The sequence below is a fragment of the Clostridium gallinarum genome (assembly GCF_014836325.1).
Taxonomy (GTDB): domain Bacteria; phylum Bacillota; class Clostridia; order Clostridiales; family Clostridiaceae; genus Clostridium; species Clostridium gallinarum.
On the sequence record NZ_JACSQZ010000017.1, the window covers coordinates 25852 to 47306 of the forward strand.

General features: G+C 26.3%; 18 protein-coding genes, 1 pseudogene, 1 riboswitch and 1 other annotated feature. Of the genes and pseudogenes, 18 read left to right on the plus strand and 1 reads right to left on the minus strand.

From position 1 onward, the window contains the following. Window positions 1-70: 70 nt before the first annotated feature. From H9660_RS06630 to H9660_RS06640, 3 genes are all read left to right on the plus strand, one after another. Entirely contained in the window at window positions 71-1576 is a 1506-nt protein-coding gene (locus H9660_RS06630; RefSeq protein ID WP_191749582.1) for a carboxypeptidase M32, read from the plus strand. A gap of 101 nt (window positions 1577-1677) precedes the next feature. Next, entirely contained in the window at window positions 1678-2025 is a 348-nt protein-coding gene (locus H9660_RS06635; RefSeq protein ID WP_191749583.1) for a hypothetical protein, read from the plus strand. A 176-nt stretch (window positions 2026-2201) separates the two neighbouring features. Then, window positions 2202-2927 carry a hypothetical protein gene (locus H9660_RS06640; protein WP_191749584.1) on the plus strand — a complete coding sequence of 242 codons (726 nt, stop codon included), beginning with the start codon at window positions 2202-2204 and terminating at the stop codon, window positions 2925-2927. A gap of 198 nt (window positions 2928-3125) precedes the next feature. Here the strand turns inward: H9660_RS06640 and H9660_RS06645 are convergent, their stop codons facing one another. Continuing rightward, window positions 3126-4943, minus strand: coding sequence for an LTA synthase family protein (locus H9660_RS06645; RefSeq protein WP_191749585.1), 1818 nt, complete (start codon window positions 4941-4943; stop codon window positions 3126-3128). A 167-nt stretch (window positions 4944-5110) separates the two neighbouring features. Next, window positions 5111-5212, plus strand: a riboswitch (SAM riboswitch). A gap of 90 nt (window positions 5213-5302) precedes the next feature. On the opposite strand from H9660_RS06645, the gene H9660_RS06650 reads away from it, so the two are divergent. The 15 genes and pseudogenes from H9660_RS06650 to H9660_RS06720 all read left to right on the plus strand — a co-directional run bounded on the left by H9660_RS06650 (window position 5303) and on the right by H9660_RS06720 (window position 21405). Next, window positions 5303-6454 carry a trans-sulfuration enzyme family protein gene (locus tag H9660_RS06650; protein WP_191749586.1) on the plus strand — a complete coding sequence of 384 codons (1152 nt, stop codon included), beginning with the start codon at window positions 5303-5305 and terminating at the stop codon, window positions 6452-6454. 1 nt (window position 6455) lies between these two features. Next, on the plus strand, window positions 6456-7592 hold the full coding sequence (locus H9660_RS06655) for an aminotransferase class I/II-fold pyridoxal phosphate-dependent enzyme (protein ID WP_191749587.1): 1137 nt from the start codon (window positions 6456-6458) through the stop codon (window positions 7590-7592). Between the two features lie 116 nt (window positions 7593-7708). Continuing rightward, window positions 7709-8143, plus strand: coding sequence for a MarR family winged helix-turn-helix transcriptional regulator (locus tag H9660_RS06660; protein WP_191749588.1), 435 nt, complete (start codon window positions 7709-7711; stop codon window positions 8141-8143). 149 nt (window positions 8144-8292) lie between these two features. Next, entirely contained in the window at window positions 8293-9021 is a 729-nt protein-coding gene (locus H9660_RS06665) for a pseudouridine synthase (protein WP_191749589.1), read from the plus strand. A 9-nt stretch (window positions 9022-9030) separates the two neighbouring features. Beyond that, window positions 9031-9573: a tRNA 5-(aminomethyl)-2-thiouridylate-methyltransferase MnmM gene (mnmM, locus tag H9660_RS06670; RefSeq protein WP_191749590.1), complete on the plus strand. Its 543-nt coding sequence runs from the start codon at window positions 9031-9033 to the stop codon at window positions 9571-9573. A gap of 135 nt (window positions 9574-9708) precedes the next feature. Then, window positions 9709-10605: a MurR/RpiR family transcriptional regulator gene (locus H9660_RS06675; protein ID WP_191749591.1), complete on the plus strand. Its 897-nt coding sequence runs from the start codon at window positions 9709-9711 to the stop codon at window positions 10603-10605. Between the two features lie 183 nt (window positions 10606-10788). Further along, window positions 10789-12012, plus strand: a complete 1224-nt coding sequence (locus H9660_RS06680; protein ID WP_191749592.1) for a BaiN/RdsA family NAD(P)/FAD-dependent oxidoreductase — start codon at window positions 10789-10791, stop codon at window positions 12010-12012. A 78-nt stretch (window positions 12013-12090) separates the two neighbouring features. Beyond that, window positions 12091-12744, plus strand: coding sequence for a (d)CMP kinase (cmk, locus tag H9660_RS06685; protein ID WP_191749593.1), 654 nt, complete (start codon window positions 12091-12093; stop codon window positions 12742-12744). An 18-nt stretch (window positions 12745-12762) separates the two neighbouring features. Next, window positions 12763-14670: pseudogene (locus H9660_RS06690) on the plus strand (bifunctional 4-hydroxy-3-methylbut-2-enyl diphosphate reductase/30S ribosomal protein S1). 145 nt (window positions 14671-14815) lie between these two features. Further along, a complete protein-coding gene (locus H9660_RS06695) occupies window positions 14816-15739 on the plus strand; it encodes a GNAT family N-acetyltransferase (protein ID WP_191749594.1) in 924 nt (307 codons plus the stop codon). A gap of 177 nt (window positions 15740-15916) precedes the next feature. Further along, window positions 15917-17251, plus strand: a complete 1335-nt coding sequence (gene miaB / locus H9660_RS06700; RefSeq protein ID WP_191749595.1) for a tRNA (N6-isopentenyl adenosine(37)-C2)-methylthiotransferase MiaB — start codon at window positions 15917-15919, stop codon at window positions 17249-17251. A 98-nt stretch (window positions 17252-17349) separates the two neighbouring features. After that, window positions 17350-17599, plus strand: a binding site (T-box leader). A gap of 55 nt (window positions 17600-17654) precedes the next feature. After that, on the plus strand, window positions 17655-18137 hold the full coding sequence (locus tag H9660_RS06705; protein ID WP_191749596.1) for an Lrp/AsnC family transcriptional regulator: 483 nt from the start codon (window positions 17655-17657) through the stop codon (window positions 18135-18137). Then, window positions 18134-19306, plus strand: coding sequence for an aminotransferase class I/II-fold pyridoxal phosphate-dependent enzyme (locus H9660_RS06710; protein ID WP_191749597.1), 1173 nt, complete (start codon window positions 18134-18136; stop codon window positions 19304-19306). The genes H9660_RS06705 and H9660_RS06710 overlap by 4 nt, the downstream gene beginning before the upstream one ends. Window positions 19307-19484: 178 nt before the next feature. Then, window positions 19485-20816, plus strand: a complete 1332-nt coding sequence (glnA, locus tag H9660_RS06715) for a type I glutamate--ammonia ligase (protein WP_191749598.1) — start codon at window positions 19485-19487, stop codon at window positions 20814-20816. A gap of 25 nt (window positions 20817-20841) precedes the next feature. Further along, a complete protein-coding gene (locus tag H9660_RS06720) occupies window positions 20842-21405 on the plus strand; it encodes an ANTAR domain-containing response regulator (RefSeq protein WP_191749599.1) in 564 nt (187 codons plus the stop codon). Window positions 21406-21455: the final 50 nt, after the last annotated feature.

Sequence of the window (21455 nt, forward strand, 5' to 3'; positions counted from 1 at the left end):
AATAATTTTCATATAAAGATAAAATATGGTATATTTATTATAACGTTAATTTGTATAGGAGGAGTATAAGATGGAGTTAAAAAATAAAATAGATGAGTTAAAGAACTATCTAGGTCAATATGAGAAGTTAGTACAAGCCCTAGGATTAGTTTACTGGGATATGAGAACTAACCTTCCAAGTAAAGCTGGAGAATCAAGATCTAAGGTAGTAGAGTATTTATCAGGTGAAGGCTTTAAATTAATTACTAGTGATAAAGTTTCTGAATTTATTACTGATTTAAAACCATATGTAAATGAAATGTCTTTAATTGAAAAAAGAATGCTTGAAGAACTAGAAAGAAACTATAATGAAACCAAAAAAATACCAGAAGAAAAGTATGTTGCTTATGTAGGTCTTTGTAGTAATTCAGAATTAGCTTGGGAAAAAGCTAAGGATGCAAAGGATTTTGAAATTTTTAAACCATATTTAGAAAAAGTAGTTGAATTCCAGAAGGAATTTATAGAGTATTGGGGTTATGATAAAGATAAATATGATACTTTATTAGATAAATATGAATTAGGTCTTACTACTGAAAAATTAGATAATATATTTTTAGAATTAAGAGATGGAATAATAGAAGTATTAAATAAGATTAAGGAAAGTAAGAAAACTTTAAATCGCGACTTTTTATATGGAAAATTTGATGCTGATAAGCAAAAAGAGTTATCTTTATATATATTAGATAAAATAGGTTTTGATATGGAAGCTGGTCGTTTAGATGTTAGTGTACATCCATTTACAACTAACTTTGGAAATAAAGATGTAAGATTAACTACTAATTATCATGAAGATGAATTTACTTCAGCATTATTTAGTACAATTCATGAAGGTGGACACGGTATTTATGAACAAAATATTAGTGATGAATTAGAATCTACAGGGTTACAAGGAGGGGCTTCTATGGCAATCCATGAATCTCAATCTAGATTCTATGAAAATATATTAGGAAGAAGTAAGGAGTTTTGCTCATATTTATTATCTGTAGCTAAGGATTATTTTGAGGATTTTAAAAATGTAACTTTAGATGAATTCTACGAAGCTATGAACTATGTTGAACCCTCATTAATAAGAACTGAAGCTGATGAATTAACTTATGGTCTTCACGTTATTATAAGATATGAAATAGAAAAGGAATTAATTAATGGAAGAATTTCTGTAGATAATCTTAAAGATTTATGGAATAAGAAGTATAAAGAATATTTAGGAGTTGAGCCTAGAGATGATTCAGAAGGTATTCTTCAAGATATGCATTGGTCAGATGGTTCCTTTGGATATTTTCCAAGCTATGCTTTAGGTAATCTATATGGAGCCCAAATGTTTAATACATTACTAAAAGAAAAACCAGATGTAATGGAAAAAGTCAAAAAAGGAAATCTTACTGAAATTACAAAATGGTTAAATGAAAAGGTTCATGTTCACGGAGCAATTTATACTCCAGAAGAGCTAATAAAACAAATTACTGGAGAAGGACTTAATCCTAAATACTTTATAGATTACTTAAAGAATAAGTATTATAAAATTTATGATGTAGAGTAAAACGTAAGATACTGCAAATAAGCTTCTTTTATTGCAGTATCTTTTTATATATATAAATAATGATATAATATTTATAAATATTATATTTATGGAGTATTTAAATGGGAAAGTTTAAGGATATATATATTAAATATTTAAATATGAATCAAGATTTAAGAAATATAATTAAGGGCTATTCTAATGAGGTTATTTATAATGAAAATAATAAAAAATTATTAATATCTCAATACATATTAATGTCTAAAAAATATATATATGAAATTAAAGCTATTGATGGAACAGCTCATCTTTGGACATGGAGCGATTTTAAAGATGAAGCAAAGGGGAAGATATTAAGTTATAAAACAGAAGGAAATATAATTTTAAGTCAACTCATGGAATTTGAAAAAGAGTTAGATTTAGATATATTAAATAAATATGGCTTAGAAATTATAAATAGATTAAATTAAATTGGGAGAATACATATGAATGAAACAATAAGCACAATAATATAAACTTAAATGTTTAAGTTCAAAGTTTAAGTTTATATTATTTTCTGGGAAATAATGTAAAATAATTCCTTTGGAAATGGTTTAATTTTTTACTTTACTGTCAATACTCTTAACTAATAAGGAGGTTTGATTAAGTGAAGAAAAGTAAAATTTTATTATTTCTTATATTAGGTATTTTTATATTCCTTATTTGTAATGATATGAGTGTTTTTGATACTTTTACTATATCTCCTAAATCAGAAGAAATAAGTTATGATATAAATATTAAAGATTTGATTGATTATATTAACAGCTTAGAATTAACAGAGGATAAGGTTAATGAAATTACAGAGGATAGTAAAATAATTATTGGAGATATTAAAGGGAAAACAGCTTTTAGTGATTATAAAATTAAAGAAATATTGAAGATTTATAAACATTTCAACAATATTGCAAATAACTTGAATTTAAAAATAGATTTTAGTATCAAAAGTGGTGATTTTACTCTTAAAGAAAAGAAAAATGGAAATGAAATCTTTACGGGAAATGTAAGTGAAGTGAAAAAATACTTTAAATATATTAAAGATAATACCGCTATCTCTTCTTTAGATGCATTTTCAAATATTGATAATGAAAATTTAATCAATAATATAGTTGATAAAGTACTATATAAAGAAAGTAATATAGTAATATCTGATAGTGAGAAATATACAAATGAAAATTATTTAAATCAAAATAGTCTTAATGAAGAAGGATTAGTTAAAAATGAAGTCAGTAGTATAAACAATTCTTCAAAAAATACTAAGAGCTTTTTTGTTCAAACTATAATATTAGTAGCTTTATTTTTCATTATAATAATAGCATATATAAAAATTAGATAGTTAAGTATAACTTATATATTAATTTCATGAAAAACTAAAATCAGCTAGCTTTATTTTTAATAAAACTAGCTGATTTTCTGTTTATAGAATTATATTTTTATATTAACTACTTCATCTATACAATTTAAAAATTGTTTTAAATATGGTTGATTGCTTTCAGTTTAGATTTAACCATTAACAAAACTGTTTCTATAGAATCTATTTTAGTATATTAAAGTAATTACCTTCAATAATAAGATCAGCTATTTTAAATACATTATCTAAATGATTCTTTTCATCCTCATCTTTAGGAGTACCTTTAATTTCTCCATTATTCAATATAGTTGAGTCTCTATTGGTATTAACTAAAATACGTCCCATAGAACTATTTTGGAATTTTTCTTTATCTATTCCTAATAAATATGAAATAGTAGGTAAGAAGTCAACTTGTCCACCGGCATTAGAAATTGTTTTTCCTTCTATATCTTTGTTATAAATAATAAAAGGTATTTCTTTATCATTATCCTGCCACCAATCTCCTTCAAGTGGAGCATCAACTATTAAGTCTTCATAAAATTTATGTACTCCACAATGATCTCCATATATCATTATAACTGTATTATCAAGTTGTCCATTTTTATCTAACTCTTCTAAAAATAATTTTATAGCTTCATCTGTATATCTAATACTTTGAAAATAAGCTCCTAACATATTTTCGTCTAAATCAGAAGGTAAATTTAGTAACTTTTTATCCTCTGGAATTTCAAATGGACCGTGGCTAGTTAATGTAACTACAAAAGCATAAAATGGATCTTTTTCATCTTTTAATTTATTAGCAACTTGTTTTAAATAAGATTCGTCTGATAATCCAAGCCCTATTACTTCATCTAAGTTAAATTCGTTTATATCCCAAATTTTATCAGTTTCAAAAGACTTATGAGGTTCTGCCCAGTTCCAATTTCCAGGAAGTTCTGCATGGGTAGAAATTGTTGTATAACCTTCTTCATTTAAAAGTTGTTGTAAGCTATTATATTTAGTCCAGGGATATGTTGGAAAAGTACTATTGTTCCTAACTGGGAAAATAGATGTATTAACCATTAAATCAGCATCTGAACTAGTACCAGAGTTGTTTTGTTCATAAATATTATCAAAGTATAAACTGTTTGATAGTAATTTATTTAATGTAGGTGTTATTTCTTGTCCATTAACTTTTTGATTAATAACGAAGTTTTCTAATGATTCAACTTGTATTGCAATTAAATTTTTTCCCTTTAAATATCCAGCATATTCATTATCTTTAAGATCTTCTTTATTATTTTCAAACCACTCTTCAACTTCAGATATTTCTTCAGAAGTTAATTCTTTACTAGCTCCAGTATAATATGATAAATCAAAGGCATGATAGCCTAAGGGACTCATATCACTATAGGTTTGGAATGGAGCCCATGATAGTCTTAAAAATGATATATTAGGTACTAAGCCTTTAATATCTATGTAATAGTGGGAAAGATAGATTATAAATCCACTTAATATAGCTATAGATAAAGTTTTTATTAATCTTAATGTAAACTTTGATGTATCTTTAAAATTTTTAACTTTATTAAATTTAAATAATATATAAAATGCTATAAAGTCAATAAAGAAAAATAAGTCTACAACTCTAAAATTTAGTAAATTTCTCTCTGTAGGATTAAATATTTCAGGATGTAGTATATGTCTTATTGATAAAAATGTTCCATTAGCTCTGTAATACCATATATCAAATAAAAATAATAGAGTTATTATAATATCTATAGTTAAAACTGCTCGTATTTTTCCTTTATATCTAAATAAATATATTATACTAGATAATAGAGTTATAATTAATATGTGTGCACCAATTGCCGGAACTCCAAAATACATTGTTGCAAAATCAATACTTGATGAATTGGTAGTTCTTAACATAGAAAGTAATAGCATTGATTTTCCTTGTATAATTAAAACTAACGAAACAAAAAGCCAATTATTATATATGAGCTTTTTAAAAAAATCTTTCATTTTATTTCCTCCAAAAGTAAAGTTTTATCTTAATTATTTTATATTAAATAATTAAGTATTTCTATAAGAATATTATAAGTAAGTAAAAATTAATAATTTTAATAAATATGGAAAAATATTCTTGATTATAATAGGATTGTGTTATATAATAATTTTAATTTAATAATATCTTATTAAGAGCGGTGGAGGGACTGGCCCTAAGAAACCCAGCAACCTATTTATTATATAAATGTGGTGCTAATTCCAACAGATTATCTGAGAAATAAGAGAAATAATATAAAATTTAATAATTTTGTATATAAGAATTCTTTCTATTTTGAGGGAATTCTTTTTTTATATTTAAAAAGGGGGATTTTATTATGAACGAAAAAAAATTAAGCTTTGAAACTATATCAGTAAGAGGTTATAGTGGAGGGGATAAAGTAACTGGATCAATAAGCTATCCGATTTATCAAAGTTCAACATTTAAACATCCTGAGTTAAATAAAAGTACAGGATATGATTACTCAAGAACTAATAATCCAACAAGAGAGGAAGTTGAAAGAACATTAAGCCTATTAGAAAATGGTATAGGGGCAGTTGCATTTTCTACTGGAGTAGCAGCTATATCAGCATGCATTCATTTATTTAAACCAAATGATCATATTATAATTTCCGAAGACTTATATGGAGGAACATTTAGGCTATTTAAAGATATTTATAGTATTTTTGGTATAAAGGCTTCTTTTGTAGATACTTCAAATTTAAATGGAATCAAAGAATCTATTAATGAAAATACTAAAGCTATCTTTATAGAAACTCCATCTAATCCTTTAATGAGAGTTAGTGATATAAAAGAAATTTCAACTATATGTAAAGTATCAAATTTAATACTTATTGTGGATAACACATTTTTAACACCTTATTTACAAAGACCTCTTTCTCTTGGAGCAGATATAGTTATTCATAGTGGAACTAAATTCTTAGGTGGACATAATGATGTTTTGGCAGGTTTTGTAGTAACAAATAATGATACTATATTAAGTAAAATAAGGTTAATTCAAAATTCCATAGGGGCAACTTTATCTTCCTTTGATTCATGGTTAATTTTAAGAGGAATAAAAACTTTGCATATTAGAGTTGAAAAAGCTCAAGAAAACGCAATTATAATAGCAAAATATCTTGAATCAAACCCCAATATTGAAAAGGTTTATTACGTAGGTTTAGATAATCATATAGGATATAATATAAATTCAAAACAAGCTACTGGATATGGATCTATGATATCTTTTAGAGTTAAAGATAAAAAATTAATTCCTTATATATTAAAAAATCTAAAAGTTATTTCCTTTGCTGAAAGTTTAGGTGGAGTGGAAAGTTTAATTACTTATCCGTTTACTCAAACTCATTCTGAAATTCCAAAGGAATTAAGGGACAAGTTAGGTGTAGACGAAAAATTACTTAGATTATCTGTAGGAATAGAAAATATAAAGGATTTATTAGATGACTTAAAGAGAGTATTGGAGGATTAATATGAAATTTGGAACTAAATTATTACATGGTGAAAAAACTATAGATAAGAATAATGGTGCAGTTACTTTACCAATATATCAAAGTTCAACCTTTCATCAATTTGATATAGATAATTTTGGAGAATTTGATTATGCAAGGTCTGGTAATCCTACTAGAAATATATTAGAAGAGGAATTTTCAAAATTAGAATGTGCAGAATATGCTTTTGCATTTTCTTCAGGTATAGCAGCAATTTCATCAGTGCTAAGTATATTTTCATCAGGAGATCATTTAATAGTAGCTGAAGATGTGTATGGAGGTACTTATAGAGCTATAACAAAAATTTTCAATAGATTTAATATTGAATTTACTTTTGTAAACACAGAAGATATTTCTAATATAAAAAAATTAATAAAAACTAATACTAAAGCAATATACCTAGAAACACCATCTAATCCATTATTAAAAATAACAGATCTTAAAGGTTGCATAAAATTGGCTAAAGAAAATGATTTATTAACAATAGTGGATAATACTTTTATGTCACCATACTTACAAAATCCTCTAAATCTTGGAGCTGATATTGTAATTCATAGTGCAACAAAATTTATAGCTGGACATAGTGATGTTATAGCAGGATTAGCAGCTACAAATAGTAAAGAAATTGCAAGTGAAATATATAAAATACAAAATGGGTTTGGGGCTATATTATCGCCTCAGGATTGTTACTTAGTATCTAGAGGATTAAAGACATTAAAAGTAAGGATGGATGAATCAGAGAGGAATGCAATTAAACTTGCTAACTGGCTAGAAAAGCAAGATATAGTTGATAAAGTTTATTATCCTGGACTTATTTATCATAAAGGATATAAAATTCATAAGGAACAGTCTTTTGGACCTGGTGCAGTATTATCATTTAAATTTAAAAATATAGAGCAAACAAAATACTTTTTAAATAATGTAAAAAATGTTGTAGTTGCTGTAAGCTTAGGAGCTGTTGAAACTATTGTTTCATATCCAGTTAAAATGAGCCATGCTGCAATACCTAAAAATGAAAGAGAAAAACTTGGTATTACAGATACTTTAATTAGAGTTTCACTTGGAATAGAGGATATAGAAGATATTATTGAAGGATTTAAAGTAGGATTTATAAATTAGAAATTAATAACTGTTATTCCTAGGGATTGACAATATAAATTAAAAGATATAATATTATGGTTAATATATTAGTTGTATAAAATTATATTTAATAAATACATTATAAAGGTGATTTAATGATAAAATACAATAATTTAAAATTAGAAAATCAGTTATGTTTTTCTTTATATGCTTTATCTAGAGAAATAATTAAGTTATATAAACCAATATTAGATGAGCTAAATTTAACATATACTCAGTATTTAGTAATGTTAGTTTTATGGGAAGAAGGAAAATCAACTGTTAAGAATTTAGGTAATAGACTTCACTTAGATTCTGGAACTCTGACTCCGCTATTAAAAAAACTTGAAGTTGCTGGATTTATTAATAGATATAGATCTATTGAAGATGATAGAGTTGTTATAGCAGAACTAACTGAAAAAGGTGAAAATCTACAAGATAAGGCAAAAGATATTCCTACGAAAATTTTATGTAGTATGAATACTGATAATAATAAAGTTATAAAACTAAAAAAAGATTTAGATGATATTTTGTTGAATTTAGAATCATAAATTTTAAGGTGTTAGGAAATTAAATATATTTTTAACGCCTTATTTTTTATTTAGAATTACTTTAACAAAATATTAAAAGTATTTAATATTGCAGAATATAGTATAGTAGAGTACTATATTATTGTTCATGTTAAAAATGGAGTGAGATTATGGAAGAAAGATTACAAAAATATATGGCAAGATGCGGCGTAGCATCTAGAAGAAAGTGCGAAGAAATTATATTAAGTGGTAAAGTATCAGTTAATGGAAAAGTAGTAAATGAACTTGGTATTAAGGTAAATTCAGAAGTTGATAAAGTTTATTATGAAGGAAATATAATTACACCAGAAGAAAATAAATTGTATATAATGCTTAATAAGCCAGAAGGTTACATAACATCTGTGAAGGATGAAAAAGGAAGAAAAACTATTTTAGATTTAGTTAATGTAGATGAAAGAATTTATCCAATTGGTAGATTAGATTATGATAGTTCAGGATTAATACTATTAACTAACGATGGTGATATATATAATAAGATAATTCATCCTAGAGTAGAGATAGACAAGAAATATATAGTGTTATGTAAGGGAGAATTTACAAAGGAAGAATTAAGGAAGTTTGAAGAGGGAATTGATATCGGTGGATATATTACTGCTAAGTCTAAAATTAAAGTGATAGATAAAGAGATAGATAGAAAAACAAATGGTATTAATACTTTAGTTGAAATATGTATTCATGAAGGTAAAAATAGACAAATAAGAAGAATGTGTGAAGCTTTAGGCCATGAAGTAATATCATTAAATAGAATTTCTGTAGGTGATATTAAACTAGGATATTTAAAAAAAGGTGAATGGAGAAATTTAACTAAATCTGAATTGGATTATATAAATTCATTATAGGAGAAAAGTATGTATAGATATGTTGGAAATATAAGTGATTTATCTCATTACATAATTAAAGATTTTGTTTTAAATAAAGAAGTTGCAATAGATGCAACTTTAGGAAATGGATATGATACTGACTTTTTATCTTCATTATTTAAAAAAGTTTATACTTTTGATATTCAAAAAGAGGCTTGTGACAATTACAGTGCTAATAAAAAAGATAATGTTGAAGTAATAAATGATTCTCATCATTTATTTAAAAAGTATATAAATGAAAAAGTTGATTGTATAATGTATAATCTCGGCTTTTTACCTGGAGGAGATAAAAGTATTACAACTTTACATAAAACATCTTTAAAAAGTATTAAAGAAGGATTAGAAATACTTAAAAATGGCGGTATAATGACAATTTGTATTTATAGAGGTCATTCTGAAGGTAAAATTGAAGAATCTTGCATTTTAGAATATCTTAAGACTTTACCTAAAAATCAGTTTGGAGTAATGGTTCAAACTTATCTAAACAGGCAAGAAATCTCGCCTTTATTAGTAGTTATAGAGAAAAAGTAAAATTGACAACTTATAAAATATATATAAGTTTTTATTCTAATTATATAATAAAATGAAATAATTATTGATGATTTATTCAAAAAATGATACTATATAATTAATAATTGTTAGTTTAAATGAAAAGAAGGGATACAGATGGATAATAATCTTAATGATAACTCAAAAGACTTAATGCGATTAATACAAGCAAGATTCCCAAGATTAAGTAAGGGACAAAAGTTAATTGCAGAATATATTTTAAAAAGTTATGATAAAGCTGCATTTATGACAGCAGCAAAGCTTGGAGTCTCAGTAGGAGTTTCAGAATCTACAGTTGTTAGATTTGCAAATGAGCTAGGCTTTTCTGGTTATCCTAAACTTCAAAAGGCATTACAAGAGTTAATTAAAAACAAGCTTACAACAGTTCAAAGATTAGAATTATCAAATGATTATGTAAGTGAGGGTTACGCTCTAAAAGGTGTTCTTAAAGCTGATATGGAAAATATAAGAGCAACTCTTGAGAAAATAAATTATAATACTTTTGAAGAAGTAGTTAATAAGATATTTGAAGCTAAAAGAATATATATTATAGGATTAAGAAGTTCTACTGCTTTAGCAGAATTTTTAGGATTTTACTTAAATATAATTTTACAAAATGTAAAAACAGTAGGTTATGGAATCTCAGATATATTTGAGCAAATGATTAATCTTGAGGAAGGGGATTTAGTTATAGGAATAGGATTTCCAAGATACGCCTCAAGAACAATAGATGCTTTAGCTTTTGCCCAAGATAGAGGTGCGGATGTAGTTGCTATAACAGATAGCTTATTATCTCCACTAGCAGCTAAAGCTGATTATTCATTAATAGCTCAAAGTAACATGGCTTCCTTTGTAGATTCATTAGTAGCTCCTTTATCTGTTATTAATGCATTAATAATAGCTGTTGGAATGAGAGAAAAAGCAAGTATTACAAGTACTTTTAATAACCTTGAATCAATTTGGAGAGAGTATAATGTATACTCTTATAATAATAGAAATGTTGGTGAAGACTAATTAAATAGTATTTATGTATTATAAATTAAAAACGGCTTATATGTCGTTTTTTTTATTTTAAAAATCATTTTTATATTATTTAAATATCTGATTACTTTATTTAGTTTTTAATTTATAAAAGTTGAATTAGAATCTTTTAAATGATATATTTATCTAAGATAATTAATGCATTGGAGGAATAGAATGAAAAAAGTTATAGTTATAGGAGCAGGACCTGCAGGAATGATGGCAGCAATAACAGCAGCTAAAAATAATTATAAAGTAACATTACTTGAAAGTAATGAAAAAATAGGAAAAAAGTTATTTATTACAGGCAAGGGGAGATGTAATGTAACAAATAGCAAAGATATTTCGGAATTCTTTGACTATATTCCTGGAAATCCTCATTTTTTATATAGTGCATTATATTCTTATACAAATGAAGACACTATTAATTTTTTTGAGTCTCAAGGGATAAAGCTTAAAAGTGAAAGAGGTGGAAGAGTATTTCCATTGTCAGATAAATCTTCTGATATTATAAAAGGACTACAAAAAGAATTAATAAATAATAATGTTGAAATCAAGTTAAATAGTAAGGTTACTAATTTAAAGTTTAGTAATGGAAATATAGAAGAAGTTCAAATAAATAATAATTACTATATTAAGGGAGACTATTTTATTATAGCTACAGGTGGAGTTTCTTATCCTTTAACCGGTTCAACTGGAGATGGTCTTAAATTTTCTAAATCTTTAGGTCATACCATAGTAAGCTTAAAACCATCACTTGTTCCTATTGAAATTAAAGATTCATGGATTAAAGATTTATTAGGATTAAATCTTAAAAATATTGAAATAACTTTATTAAAAGATGGAGCGAAAAAACCATTATATAAAGACCAAGGAGAAATTCTATTTACAAGCTATGGAGCTTCAGGCCCATTAATATTAAAAGCTTCTAGGTATATAGAAAAAGGTATAAACTATTATTTAAATCTAGATTTAAAACCAGCGTTGTCTTATGATGAACTTGATAAAAGAATCCAAAAAGATTTTAAAAAATATATAAATAAGGATTTTAAAAACTCTTTAGATGATTTACTTCCTAAAAAAATAATACCAATTATAATTAGTCTTTCTTGTATTGACGAAAATAAAAAGGTTAATGAAATTACAAAGGAAGAAAGAAAATTTTTAGTCAACCTAATTAAGAGTATTAAAATGAATATAAAAGGATTAAGACCAATAGAAGAAGCAATTGTTACATCAGGAGGGGTTAATACTTTAGAAATTGACCCATCAACTATGAAATCTAAATTAATAAGTAATTTATCCTTTGCAGGAGAAGTAATTGATGTAGATGCTTTTACAGGAGGATATAATGTTCAAATTGCATTATCTACTGGTTATTTAGCTGGAAGTAATATATAAAATAACTTGTTAAAAATTTATAATAATAATATAATTTATATGAAAATGTTTTTCAAAGATGAAAGGTGGAATATTATTTTGAAAATATCAGTTGCTATAGATGGACCAGCAGGAGCAGGAAAAAGTACAATTGCAAAGTTAGTTGCTAAGAATTTTAACTTAATGTATATAAATACAGGTGCAATGTATAGAGCTGTAGCATTAGTTGCTAAGGAAAATAATATAGATGATACAAATATTCAAGAATTAAGCAATTTAATTGATTCATTAAATATGAAGTTTATAAATGATGATTTATATCTTAATGATGAAAATATTCAAGATAAAATTACTATGCCAGAAATTAGTTCAATAGTATCTAAATATGCATCTATTAAAGAAGTAAGAAGTAAATTAGTTGATTTACAAAGAGAAATGTCAAAAAAATATGATGTTATAATGGATGGTAGAGATATTGGAACTGTGGTATTAAAAGATTCTAAGTTTAAGTTTTTCTTAACAGCAACTCCAGAAGCAAGAGCTGAAAGAAGATATAAAGAGTTAAAAAATAGGGGGTTATCAGTAGATTATTCTACTATCTTAGAAGATATAATTAAAAGGGATTATATAGATAGCAATAGAGAAGTTGACCCACTAAGGAAAGCAGAAGATGCTATTGAAATAGACACTACAAATTTATCAATAGATGAGGTTGTAGAAAAGATATCCCTAAGTATAAAAAATAACAAATAATTTCTTAGGAGAATTGATATGAATAAAGTTATATTAGCAGAAAATGCTGGATTTTGTTTTGGTGTACAAAGAGCTGTAGAAGAAGCTCTTAAAGTAAAAAAACAATATGATAAAAAGATTTATACATTAGGTCCATTAATACATAATAATGATGTTGTTATGTATTTAGAAGAAAATAATATATATGCTATTGAATATAGCGAAATTGATAAATTAAATGAAGGTGATGTAATTTTAATAAGATCTCATGGAGTATCTAAAGAAGTTACTGAAAATCTTGAGAAACGTGGACTTATAGTTGTAAATGCAACTTGTCCTTATGTAACAAATATACACAAAAAGGTTAATAAGTATTCGGATTTAGGTTACAATATTGTTATCTTAGGTGATGACAAGCATCCAGAAGTAGTAGGAATAAATGGTTGGTGCAATAATAATGCTGTAATAACTAAGGATGGTACATTTGATAAGAAATTATCTAAAAAAATATGCGTTGTATCACAAACTACAGAAAAAGAAGAAACTTGGAAAAAGACAGTAAGTAATTTATCTTCACTTTCAAAAGAATTGTTAGCTTTTAATACTATTTGTTCTGCTACAGAAGTAAGACAAAAAAGTGCTAATGAGTTATCTAAAACTGTAGATACTATGATTGTAATTGGAGGAAGGAATAGTTCTAATACAACTAAGCTTTATCAAATAGCAAAGACAAATTGCCCAAATACAATTCATATTGAAAATTCTAAAGAACTTACTAAAGAGTTCATAGAAGAAAATAAAGGTAAAACTGTTGGGATTACTGCAGGTGCATCTACTCCCGACTGGATAATAAAAGAAGTAATTGATATTATGGAGGGAAAAAGCTAAATGGAAGATCAATTAAAACTAATGGAAGAAATGGATAGAAGATTTAGAATTGGTGATGAAATTAAAGGTGAAGTTTTATCACTTGGAAGAGATGAGGTTATTATATCTTTAGTAGGTTATAAGTCAGATGGAGTAATCCCATTTAAAGAATTAACATCTGAAGAAAATTTAGAATCTTGTCTTGAAAATATTAAAGTTGGAGATGAAATAACTGCTAAAGTTATAAAATTAAAAAATGAAGATGGAAATGTAGTTCTTTCAAGACTTGAATATGAAAAGAAAGAAACTTTAAAAGAATTAGAAGAAAAATTTAATAGCCAAGAAATATTTAAAGTTAATGTAAAAGATTTTATTGAAAAAGGACTTATTTGCTATTATAAAGGTGTAAGAGTTTTTGTTCCATCATCTCAAGTAGATATTAGATTTTCAAATGATAGAAGAAACTTAATTGGATCTGAATTAGAAATCAAACTAATAGATTTTGCGCTAGGAAATCCTGTGAAAATAGTTGGATCTAGAAGAGTTATTCTTGAAGAAGAAAAGAGAAAAGTAGAGGATGCAGCTTGGGAAAATATAAAGGTTGGAGATATTGTTAAAGCTGAAATTAAAAGATTTACTAATTTTGGAGCTTTTGCTGATTTAAATGGTGTTGATGGATTAATTCACCTATCACAAATATCATGGAATCATGTTAAATCTGCTGAAAGTGTTCTTAAAAAAGGCCAAATTGTAGATGTTAAAATAATTGAAGCTGACAGAGAAAATAATAGAATTTCATTAAGTATAAAAGCTTTAACTCCAGAACCATGGAGCAATATTGAAGAAAAATATCCTGAAGGTTCTGCTGTTTTAGGAAAAGTTGTTAGAATTAATGATTTTGGTGCTTTTGTAGAATTAGAACCTGGTGTTGATGGCTTAGTTCATATTTCAAAAATATCTAATGAAAGAATTAATAATCCAGCCGATGTCTTAAATATCGGAGAAGAAGTAAAGGCTATAATTCTTTCAGTAGATGCTGAAAACAAAAAAATTGCTCTTAGCATAAGAGATGCTGAATAATGTATAAAGAAAACACACACATGGAAAAATATGTGTGTGTTTTCTTTAATAATGTTAAATTTTTATACACTTTATTCTCTTGACCAATATATTATATAACAATTATACTATATTTTATAAAGAGAGTTAAAGGGGTTTTATGGTAATGCTGGAGAAATTAACATTAAATAATATTGATGTATTTAAAGAAATTTACTTTAAAAATTTTAATGAAATTAGCTATAATAAAGATTTTTTTAAGTGTTATGATAATCAGAATTTCTTAATTAAGTTTTTATATAGAAAGTTTATTAGATTAATAAAGATTAATGGTATTTATATAGGATATATATGGTTTGATAGTACAGATGAAGAATATACTAAGGTATGGGCTCTTTATATAGATAATAATTATATATCCTTGATAAATGAAAGAACATTATCATATTTTAACAATAATATTTTATCTTACGAAGAAATAGATAATACTCAAAAATCATTATTATTATCTAAGTTGGGTTTTCAAAAAAATAATTATACTTTTCTATTAAAAATGGATATTAGTAAGTATATTAACAAATATATTAATGAAGATATTTTAACTGTAATGAAAGATCAAGTATATGAGAAAACTAACCCAAAAAACAAAATAAAGTTTTCAGTAAGAAAATTAGAAGCTGGAAAAGACGAAGTATTGAGATGTCATTTGCAAAATGATATTTTTGCTCAAGTTAATAGAAGACCTCTTAATTTAGATGATATTTTTGCTGATACTGCTCAAGATTATTATTTAGATAATCTTTGCTTTTTTGGAATGGTAAATAATGAATATATAGGTTATGGACAGATAATTTTTAATAGGAATATGTATACCATAGTTAACTTTGGAATAATATCAAAATATAGAGGGCTTGGATTAAGTAAACTTCTATTGAATGAAATAATTATGGAAGCTAAAAATTATGGGATAAATGATTTATATATAAGAGTTGATTATGATAACATAAAAGCTATTAATTTATATAAGGGAATTGGATTTAAAGATTTAAATAAAATAGCATTATGGGAAAGAAAATATAAAGTGTATTAAGTAAATTACTCCTTGTTAGTTAAACAGGGAGTAACTATAAATTTAATGTATTTTAATATAGTGTAAAATAGAATATAAAAAATCATATAATATCTATTTTTATTATAGGTATTTAAAAAAGTTAATATTTTTATTATAATATTAATGAAGAAATATATTTCTAAGAAGGAGAATACTATGAAGGAAGAAATTAAGGAATTAAAATACTATATTGAAACATGGGGATGTCAAATGAATGAGGAAGACTCTGAAAAGCTATCCGGTATGCTTAAGAGTATAGGTTATACTAAAACAGAAATTCTTGAAGAAGCTGGAATTATTATATATAATACTTGCTGTGTTAGAGAAAATGCAGAAAATAAAGTATTTGGTAACTTAGGAGAATTAAAACATTTAAAAAAGAAAAATCCAGATTTAATTATTGCTGTTTGTGGTTGTATGATGCAACAAGAAGGAATGGCAGATAAGATACTTAATAAATTCCCACATGTTAACATAATATTTGGTACACATAATGCATATAAATTCCCAGAGTATTTAAATAGAGTAAGAACTGAAGGTGTTCAAGTTAAGGAAATATTTAATAAAGAAACTGAAATTATAGAAGGTGTACCTATAGATAGGGAAAGTGCTGTTAAAGCTTTTGTTACAATTATGTATGGATGTAATAACTTCTGCACTTACTGTATAGTACCATATGTAAGAGGAAGAGAAAGAAGTAGAAAGTCTGAAGATATAATAAATGAAATTAAAGATTTAGTATCAAAAGGATATAAAGAAGTAACTCTTTTAGGACAAAATGTTAACTCTTATGGAAAAGGATTAGAAGAAGATATTGATTTTGCTAAGCTTTTAAGAAAAATTAATGAAGTTGAAGGTTTAGAAAGAATTAGATTCATGACTCCTCATCCAAAGGACTTAACTAAAGATGTTATAATGGCTATAAAAGAATGTGATAAGCTATGTGAGCAAGTTCATCTTCCAGTTCAAAGTGGATCTAATAGAGTATTAAAGAAAATGAACAGACATTACACTAAAGAGTCTTACTTAGAATTAGTTGAACTTATTAAGAAAGAAATTCCAGGAGTATCTATAACTACTGATATAATAGTTGGATTCCCTGGAGAAACTGAAGAAGATTTCTTAGATACATTAGATTTAGTAAATAAAGTACAATATGATTCTGCATTTACTTTTATTTATTCAAGAAGAAATAATACACCAGCCGATATGATGTTAAATCAAGTTTCAGATGATGATAAACATCACAGATTTGATAGATTAATAAAAGCTGTAAATGATAGTGTTATAAGAAAAAATAAAGAATTTGAAGGAAAAGTAGTTGAAGTTTTAGTTGAAGGTCCAAGTAAGAATGATGAAAGTAAATTTACTGGAAGAACTAGAAATGGAAAGTTAGTTAACTTTTCTGGTGAAAATATAAAAGCTGGTGATTTAGTAAATGTTAAAATAGTGAGAGCTCAACCATTTTCTCTTGTAGGTGAAGTAGAATAGCTTTTAATTAACTATTTAGCAAAAATAAAATAAATTTTATATTAAAATCTATTGAATAAATCTTATTTTATTATTATAATAGTAAAAAAGTAATATTTGTAAAGATTATGATAAGGAAGAGTAGTTTAACTAAACATTAAAGAGAGCTAGGTATAGGTGAGAGTCTAGTATGGTATGTTAAATGAAAGCAGCCTTTGAATCTCGTATTGAAAAATAAGATTTATCTTAATTAGGTATTGACGGTTTTCTCCCGTTAAAGAGACATGAATATTTAATATATTCATACTGAGTGAGTAATTTATTACTTATTAGGGTGGTACCGCGGAAGTTAAGTCCTTCGTCCCTTTATATGGGGATGAGGGGCTTTTTTATTTTTAAATTTAACATAGGAGGTCTATATGGAATGGATGATATTTTAGAGGTTTTAGAAAAGAATAGTAGGTACAAGGATGAAGAAATAGCCACAATGACTGGTAAGACTGTTGAAGAAGTTAGGGAAGCTATAAGAGATTATGAAGAAAAAAACATAATAGCAGGATATACAACTTTAATTAATTGGGAAAATACAGGAAAAGAAACCGTAACTGCTTTAATTGAAGTCAAAATAACTCCACAAAGAGGTGTAGGATTTGATAAGGTTGCTGAGAGAATTTATAAATTTAATGAAGTAAAGGCGTGTTATTTAATGTCTTCAGGTGGATTTGATTTAACTGTAATAGTAGAAGGAAAAACAATGAAGGAAGTTGCTCTATTTGTTTCAGAAAAATTAGCTGTTCAAGAGTATGTAACAGGAACTGCAACACACTTTGTATTAAAAAAATATAAGGATCATGGAAGAATTTTTAAAGAAAAGAAAAATGAAAGTAGGGAGGCTATATTTATATGATTCTAGAAAATATGATTTTAGAAAATGTAAGAAATATGCCACCTTCAGGTATAAGAAAATATTTTGACTTAATTAATGAAATGGAAGACGTTATATCACTCGGAGTAGGGGAACCTGATTTTGTTACTCCTTGGAATGTGATTGAAGCTGGAATATATTCTTTAGAAAAGGGACATACTCATTATTCATCGAATGCAGGCTTTATAGAATTAAGAAAAGAAATATCAAATTATCTAAATAGAAGATTTAATTTGAAATATAATCCTAATGATGAAATATTAGTTACAGTCGGGGGAAGCGAGGGCATAGATTTAGCTTTAAGAGCTATTGTCGGTCCTGGTGATGAGGTTATTATACCTGAGCCAAGCTTTGTTGCTTATAAAGGATGTGCAACGTTCTGTGGGGCAACACCTGTAACAATAAATTTGAGGCAAGAAGATGAATTTAAACTTACAGCAAAACTATTGGAAGAAGCAATAACACCTAAAACTAAAGTAGTCATAATTCCATTTCCTAATAATCCTACTGGAGCAATTATGACTAAGGAAGAATTAAAAGAGATAGTTGATGTTTTAAAAGATAGAAATATTATAATTTTATCTGATGAAATATACGCTGAACTTTCTTATGATAAAAATCATTATTCCATAGCTAGCTTTGAAGAAGTTAAAGATAAAACTTTAGTTATTAATGGTTTCTCGAAAGCTTATGCTATGACTGGTTGGAGATTAGGATATGTTTGTGGACATCCTGTTTTAATTGATGCCTTAAAAAAAATACATCAGTATGCAATAATGTGTTCACCGACTACAGCACAATATGCAGCAATAGAAGCTCTTAAAAATGGTGATGATAGTGTAAGTGAAATGGCAAGAGAATATAATAGAAGAAGAAGAATTTTAGTAAATGGATTTAGAGAAATGGGATTAGAATGTTTTGAACCATTAGGTGCTTTGTATGTATTTCCATGTATTAAATCTACTGGCTTAACTTCTGATGAATTTTGTGAGAAGTTACTAATGGAAGAAAAGGTATTAGCTGTACCTGGAAATGCTTTTGGTGAATGTGGAGAAGGATATATTAGAGCCTGTTATGCCTCTTCTACTGAAGATTTAATTGAAGCTGTTAAAAGAATAAAAAGATTTGTAAAAAAGCACAAAATTGGTTAATAGCTTATAATAATAAAGAGTTAATACTTTAGAAAAAAATTGAAAAAAATTTTTTGAAATATTATTGCCATATTATTAATTTAAGAATATAATGGTAAAAAGTAGTTTTTGAACAACGGCGTTCAATAGATGTATTTCTATTGTGCGCTTTTTTTTATTAAAAAAGGGGGAGTTTACAATGATAAAATATTCAAAGGAAAACATTTTAAATTTAGTAGAAGAAAATGGTGTTAAATTTATAAGATTGCAATTTACTGATATATTTGGGGCTTTAAAGAATGTTGCAATCACCGATAAGCAATTAAAAAAAGCTTTAAGCAATGAAATAATGTTTGATGGATCTTCAATATCAGGATTTGTAAGAATTGAAGAATCTGATATGTATTTAAGACCAAATTTAGATAGCTTTGTTATTTTTCCTTGGAGACCTCAACAAGGAAAAGTTGCTAGATTAATTTGTGATATTTATAGACCAGAAGGAACTCCCTTCGAAGGAGATCCAAGAAATATATTAAAAAGAGTTTTAAAAGAGGCAGAGGATTTAGGGTATTCTATGAATGTAGGACCTGAGTGTGAATTTTTCTTATTAAGCACAGATGAATATGGACAACCTTTATTAAAAACTCAAGATAATGCTGGATACTTTGATTTAAGTCCTGTTGATGCAGGTGAAAATATTAGAAGAGATATTGCATTAGTATTAGAAGATATGGGGTTTGAAATTGAAGCTTCTCATCATGAAGTTGCAGCTGGACAAAATGAAATAGATTTTAAATATGAGAATGCTTTAACAACAGCTGACAATATAATGACTTTTAAACTAGTTGTAAAATCGATAGCTCAAAGACATGGAGTTTATGCTACTTTTATGCCAAAACCATTCTTCGGAATAAATGGCTCAGGAATGCATATAAATATGTCTTTAAGTAAAGATGGAAAAAATGCATTTGTAGATGAAAATGATATATTAGGATTAAGTAAAACTGCATATAGTTTTATAGCTGGTTTAATTAAAAATATAAAAGGAATATCAGCTATAACAAATCCATTAGTTAATTCATATAAAAGATTAGTTCCTGGATATGAAGCTCCTGTTTATATAGCATGGTCTGCTAAAAATAGAAGTCCTTTAATTAGAGTTCCAGCTACAAGGGGAAATGGAACAAGAGTTGAACTTAGATGCCCAGATCCAAGTGCAAATCCATATTTAGTTTTAGCATGTTTACTAGCTGCTGGATTAGATGGTATAAAAAATAATTTAGTTCCACCTGAAAGTGTAGAAAAGAATATATTTAAAATGACCCTTGAAGAAAGAGAAAGTGAATCGATTGATAGTTTACCTGGAAGTTTAGAGGAGGCTATAAAATATATGGAAGAAAGTGAATTAGTAAAGAGAACTTTAGGGGAACACACTTTTAATAATTATATTAAAGCTAAAAAAGCTGAATGGGATGATTATAGAAGTAAAGTTCATAAATGGGAAATAGATAATTATTTAAATCAATTCTAACTTTACTTGTAAGGGAGCAATTAAGATGGCAATAGATGTTATTATTGCACTAAATAATGAAGACATAGCTCAAAAGATAAAAATTATTGTAGTATCAAATGGATTTAATGTAGTAACGATGTGCACCTACGGTAGTGAACTTATAAGAGCCATAAAGCAATTTTCTCCCTCTATAGTCATTAGTGGATATAAGTTTAAGGATATGAACTTGATTAATATTTATGAAAGTGTTAGAGATGGATGTGGCTTTCTTGCTATAGTAAATGAACCATATAAATCATTTATTCAAGAAGCCACAGATATATACTGCATATCAAGTCCAGTTAATGCTTCTTTGTTAATAAATTCACTAGAGATTATATATCAAAGTGAAAAACGCGTAAAAAAACTAAAAGAAAAGGTCTTATCATTAGAAAGTAAAATTAATGATAGAATTCTTATAGAAAAAGCTAAAGGTATAATAATGAATAAATTTCTGTTGTCAGAAGAGGAAGCTTATAAATATATACAAAAAAGTTGTATGAATCATGGTATTAAAATTATAGATTTTTCAAAAAAACTAATAAATGAAAAAGAGAGCTTATTTTAATAAGTTGTATTAGCAACTCATTAAAATGCATTCTTTATAGAATTTAAAGA

Excerpts from the sequence above, each read along its gene's own strand:
- H9660_RS06630 (WP_191749582.1), top strand. The coding sequence starts at position 71 with ATGGAGTTAAAAAATAAAATAGATGAGTTAAAGAACTATCTAGGTCAA.
- H9660_RS06635 (WP_191749583.1), top strand. The coding sequence starts at position 1,678 with ATGGGAAAGTTTAAGGATATATATATTAAATATTTAAATATGAATCAA.
- H9660_RS06645 (WP_191749585.1), bottom strand. The coding sequence starts at position 4,943 with ATGAAAGATTTTTTTAAAAAGCTCATATATAATAATTGGCTTTTTGTT.
- H9660_RS06650 (WP_191749586.1), top strand. The coding sequence starts at position 5,303 with ATGAACGAAAAAAAATTAAGCTTTGAAACTATATCAGTAAGAGGTTAT.
- H9660_RS06655 (WP_191749587.1), top strand. The coding sequence starts at position 6,456 with ATGAAATTTGGAACTAAATTATTACATGGTGAAAAAACTATAGATAAG.
- H9660_RS06660 (WP_191749588.1), top strand. The coding sequence starts at position 7,709 with ATGATAAAATACAATAATTTAAAATTAGAAAATCAGTTATGTTTTTCT.
- H9660_RS06665 (WP_191749589.1), top strand. The coding sequence starts at position 8,293 with ATGGAAGAAAGATTACAAAAATATATGGCAAGATGCGGCGTAGCATCT.
- mnmM (WP_191749590.1), top strand. The coding sequence starts at position 9,031 with ATGTATAGATATGTTGGAAATATAAGTGATTTATCTCATTACATAATT.
- H9660_RS06675 (WP_191749591.1), top strand. The coding sequence starts at position 9,709 with ATGGATAATAATCTTAATGATAACTCAAAAGACTTAATGCGATTAATA.
- H9660_RS06680 (WP_191749592.1), top strand. The coding sequence starts at position 10,789 with ATGAAAAAAGTTATAGTTATAGGAGCAGGACCTGCAGGAATGATGGCA.
- H9660_RS06695 (WP_191749594.1), top strand. The coding sequence starts at position 14,816 with ATGCTGGAGAAATTAACATTAAATAATATTGATGTATTTAAAGAAATT.
- miaB (WP_191749595.1), top strand. The coding sequence starts at position 15,917 with ATGAAGGAAGAAATTAAGGAATTAAAATACTATATTGAAACATGGGGA.
- H9660_RS06705 (WP_191749596.1), top strand. The coding sequence starts at position 17,655 with ATGGATGATATTTTAGAGGTTTTAGAAAAGAATAGTAGGTACAAGGAT.
- H9660_RS06710 (WP_191749597.1), top strand. The coding sequence starts at position 18,134 with ATGATTCTAGAAAATATGATTTTAGAAAATGTAAGAAATATGCCACCT.
- glnA (WP_191749598.1), top strand. The coding sequence starts at position 19,485 with ATGATAAAATATTCAAAGGAAAACATTTTAAATTTAGTAGAAGAAAAT.
- H9660_RS06720 (WP_191749599.1), top strand. The coding sequence starts at position 20,842 with ATGGCAATAGATGTTATTATTGCACTAAATAATGAAGACATAGCTCAA.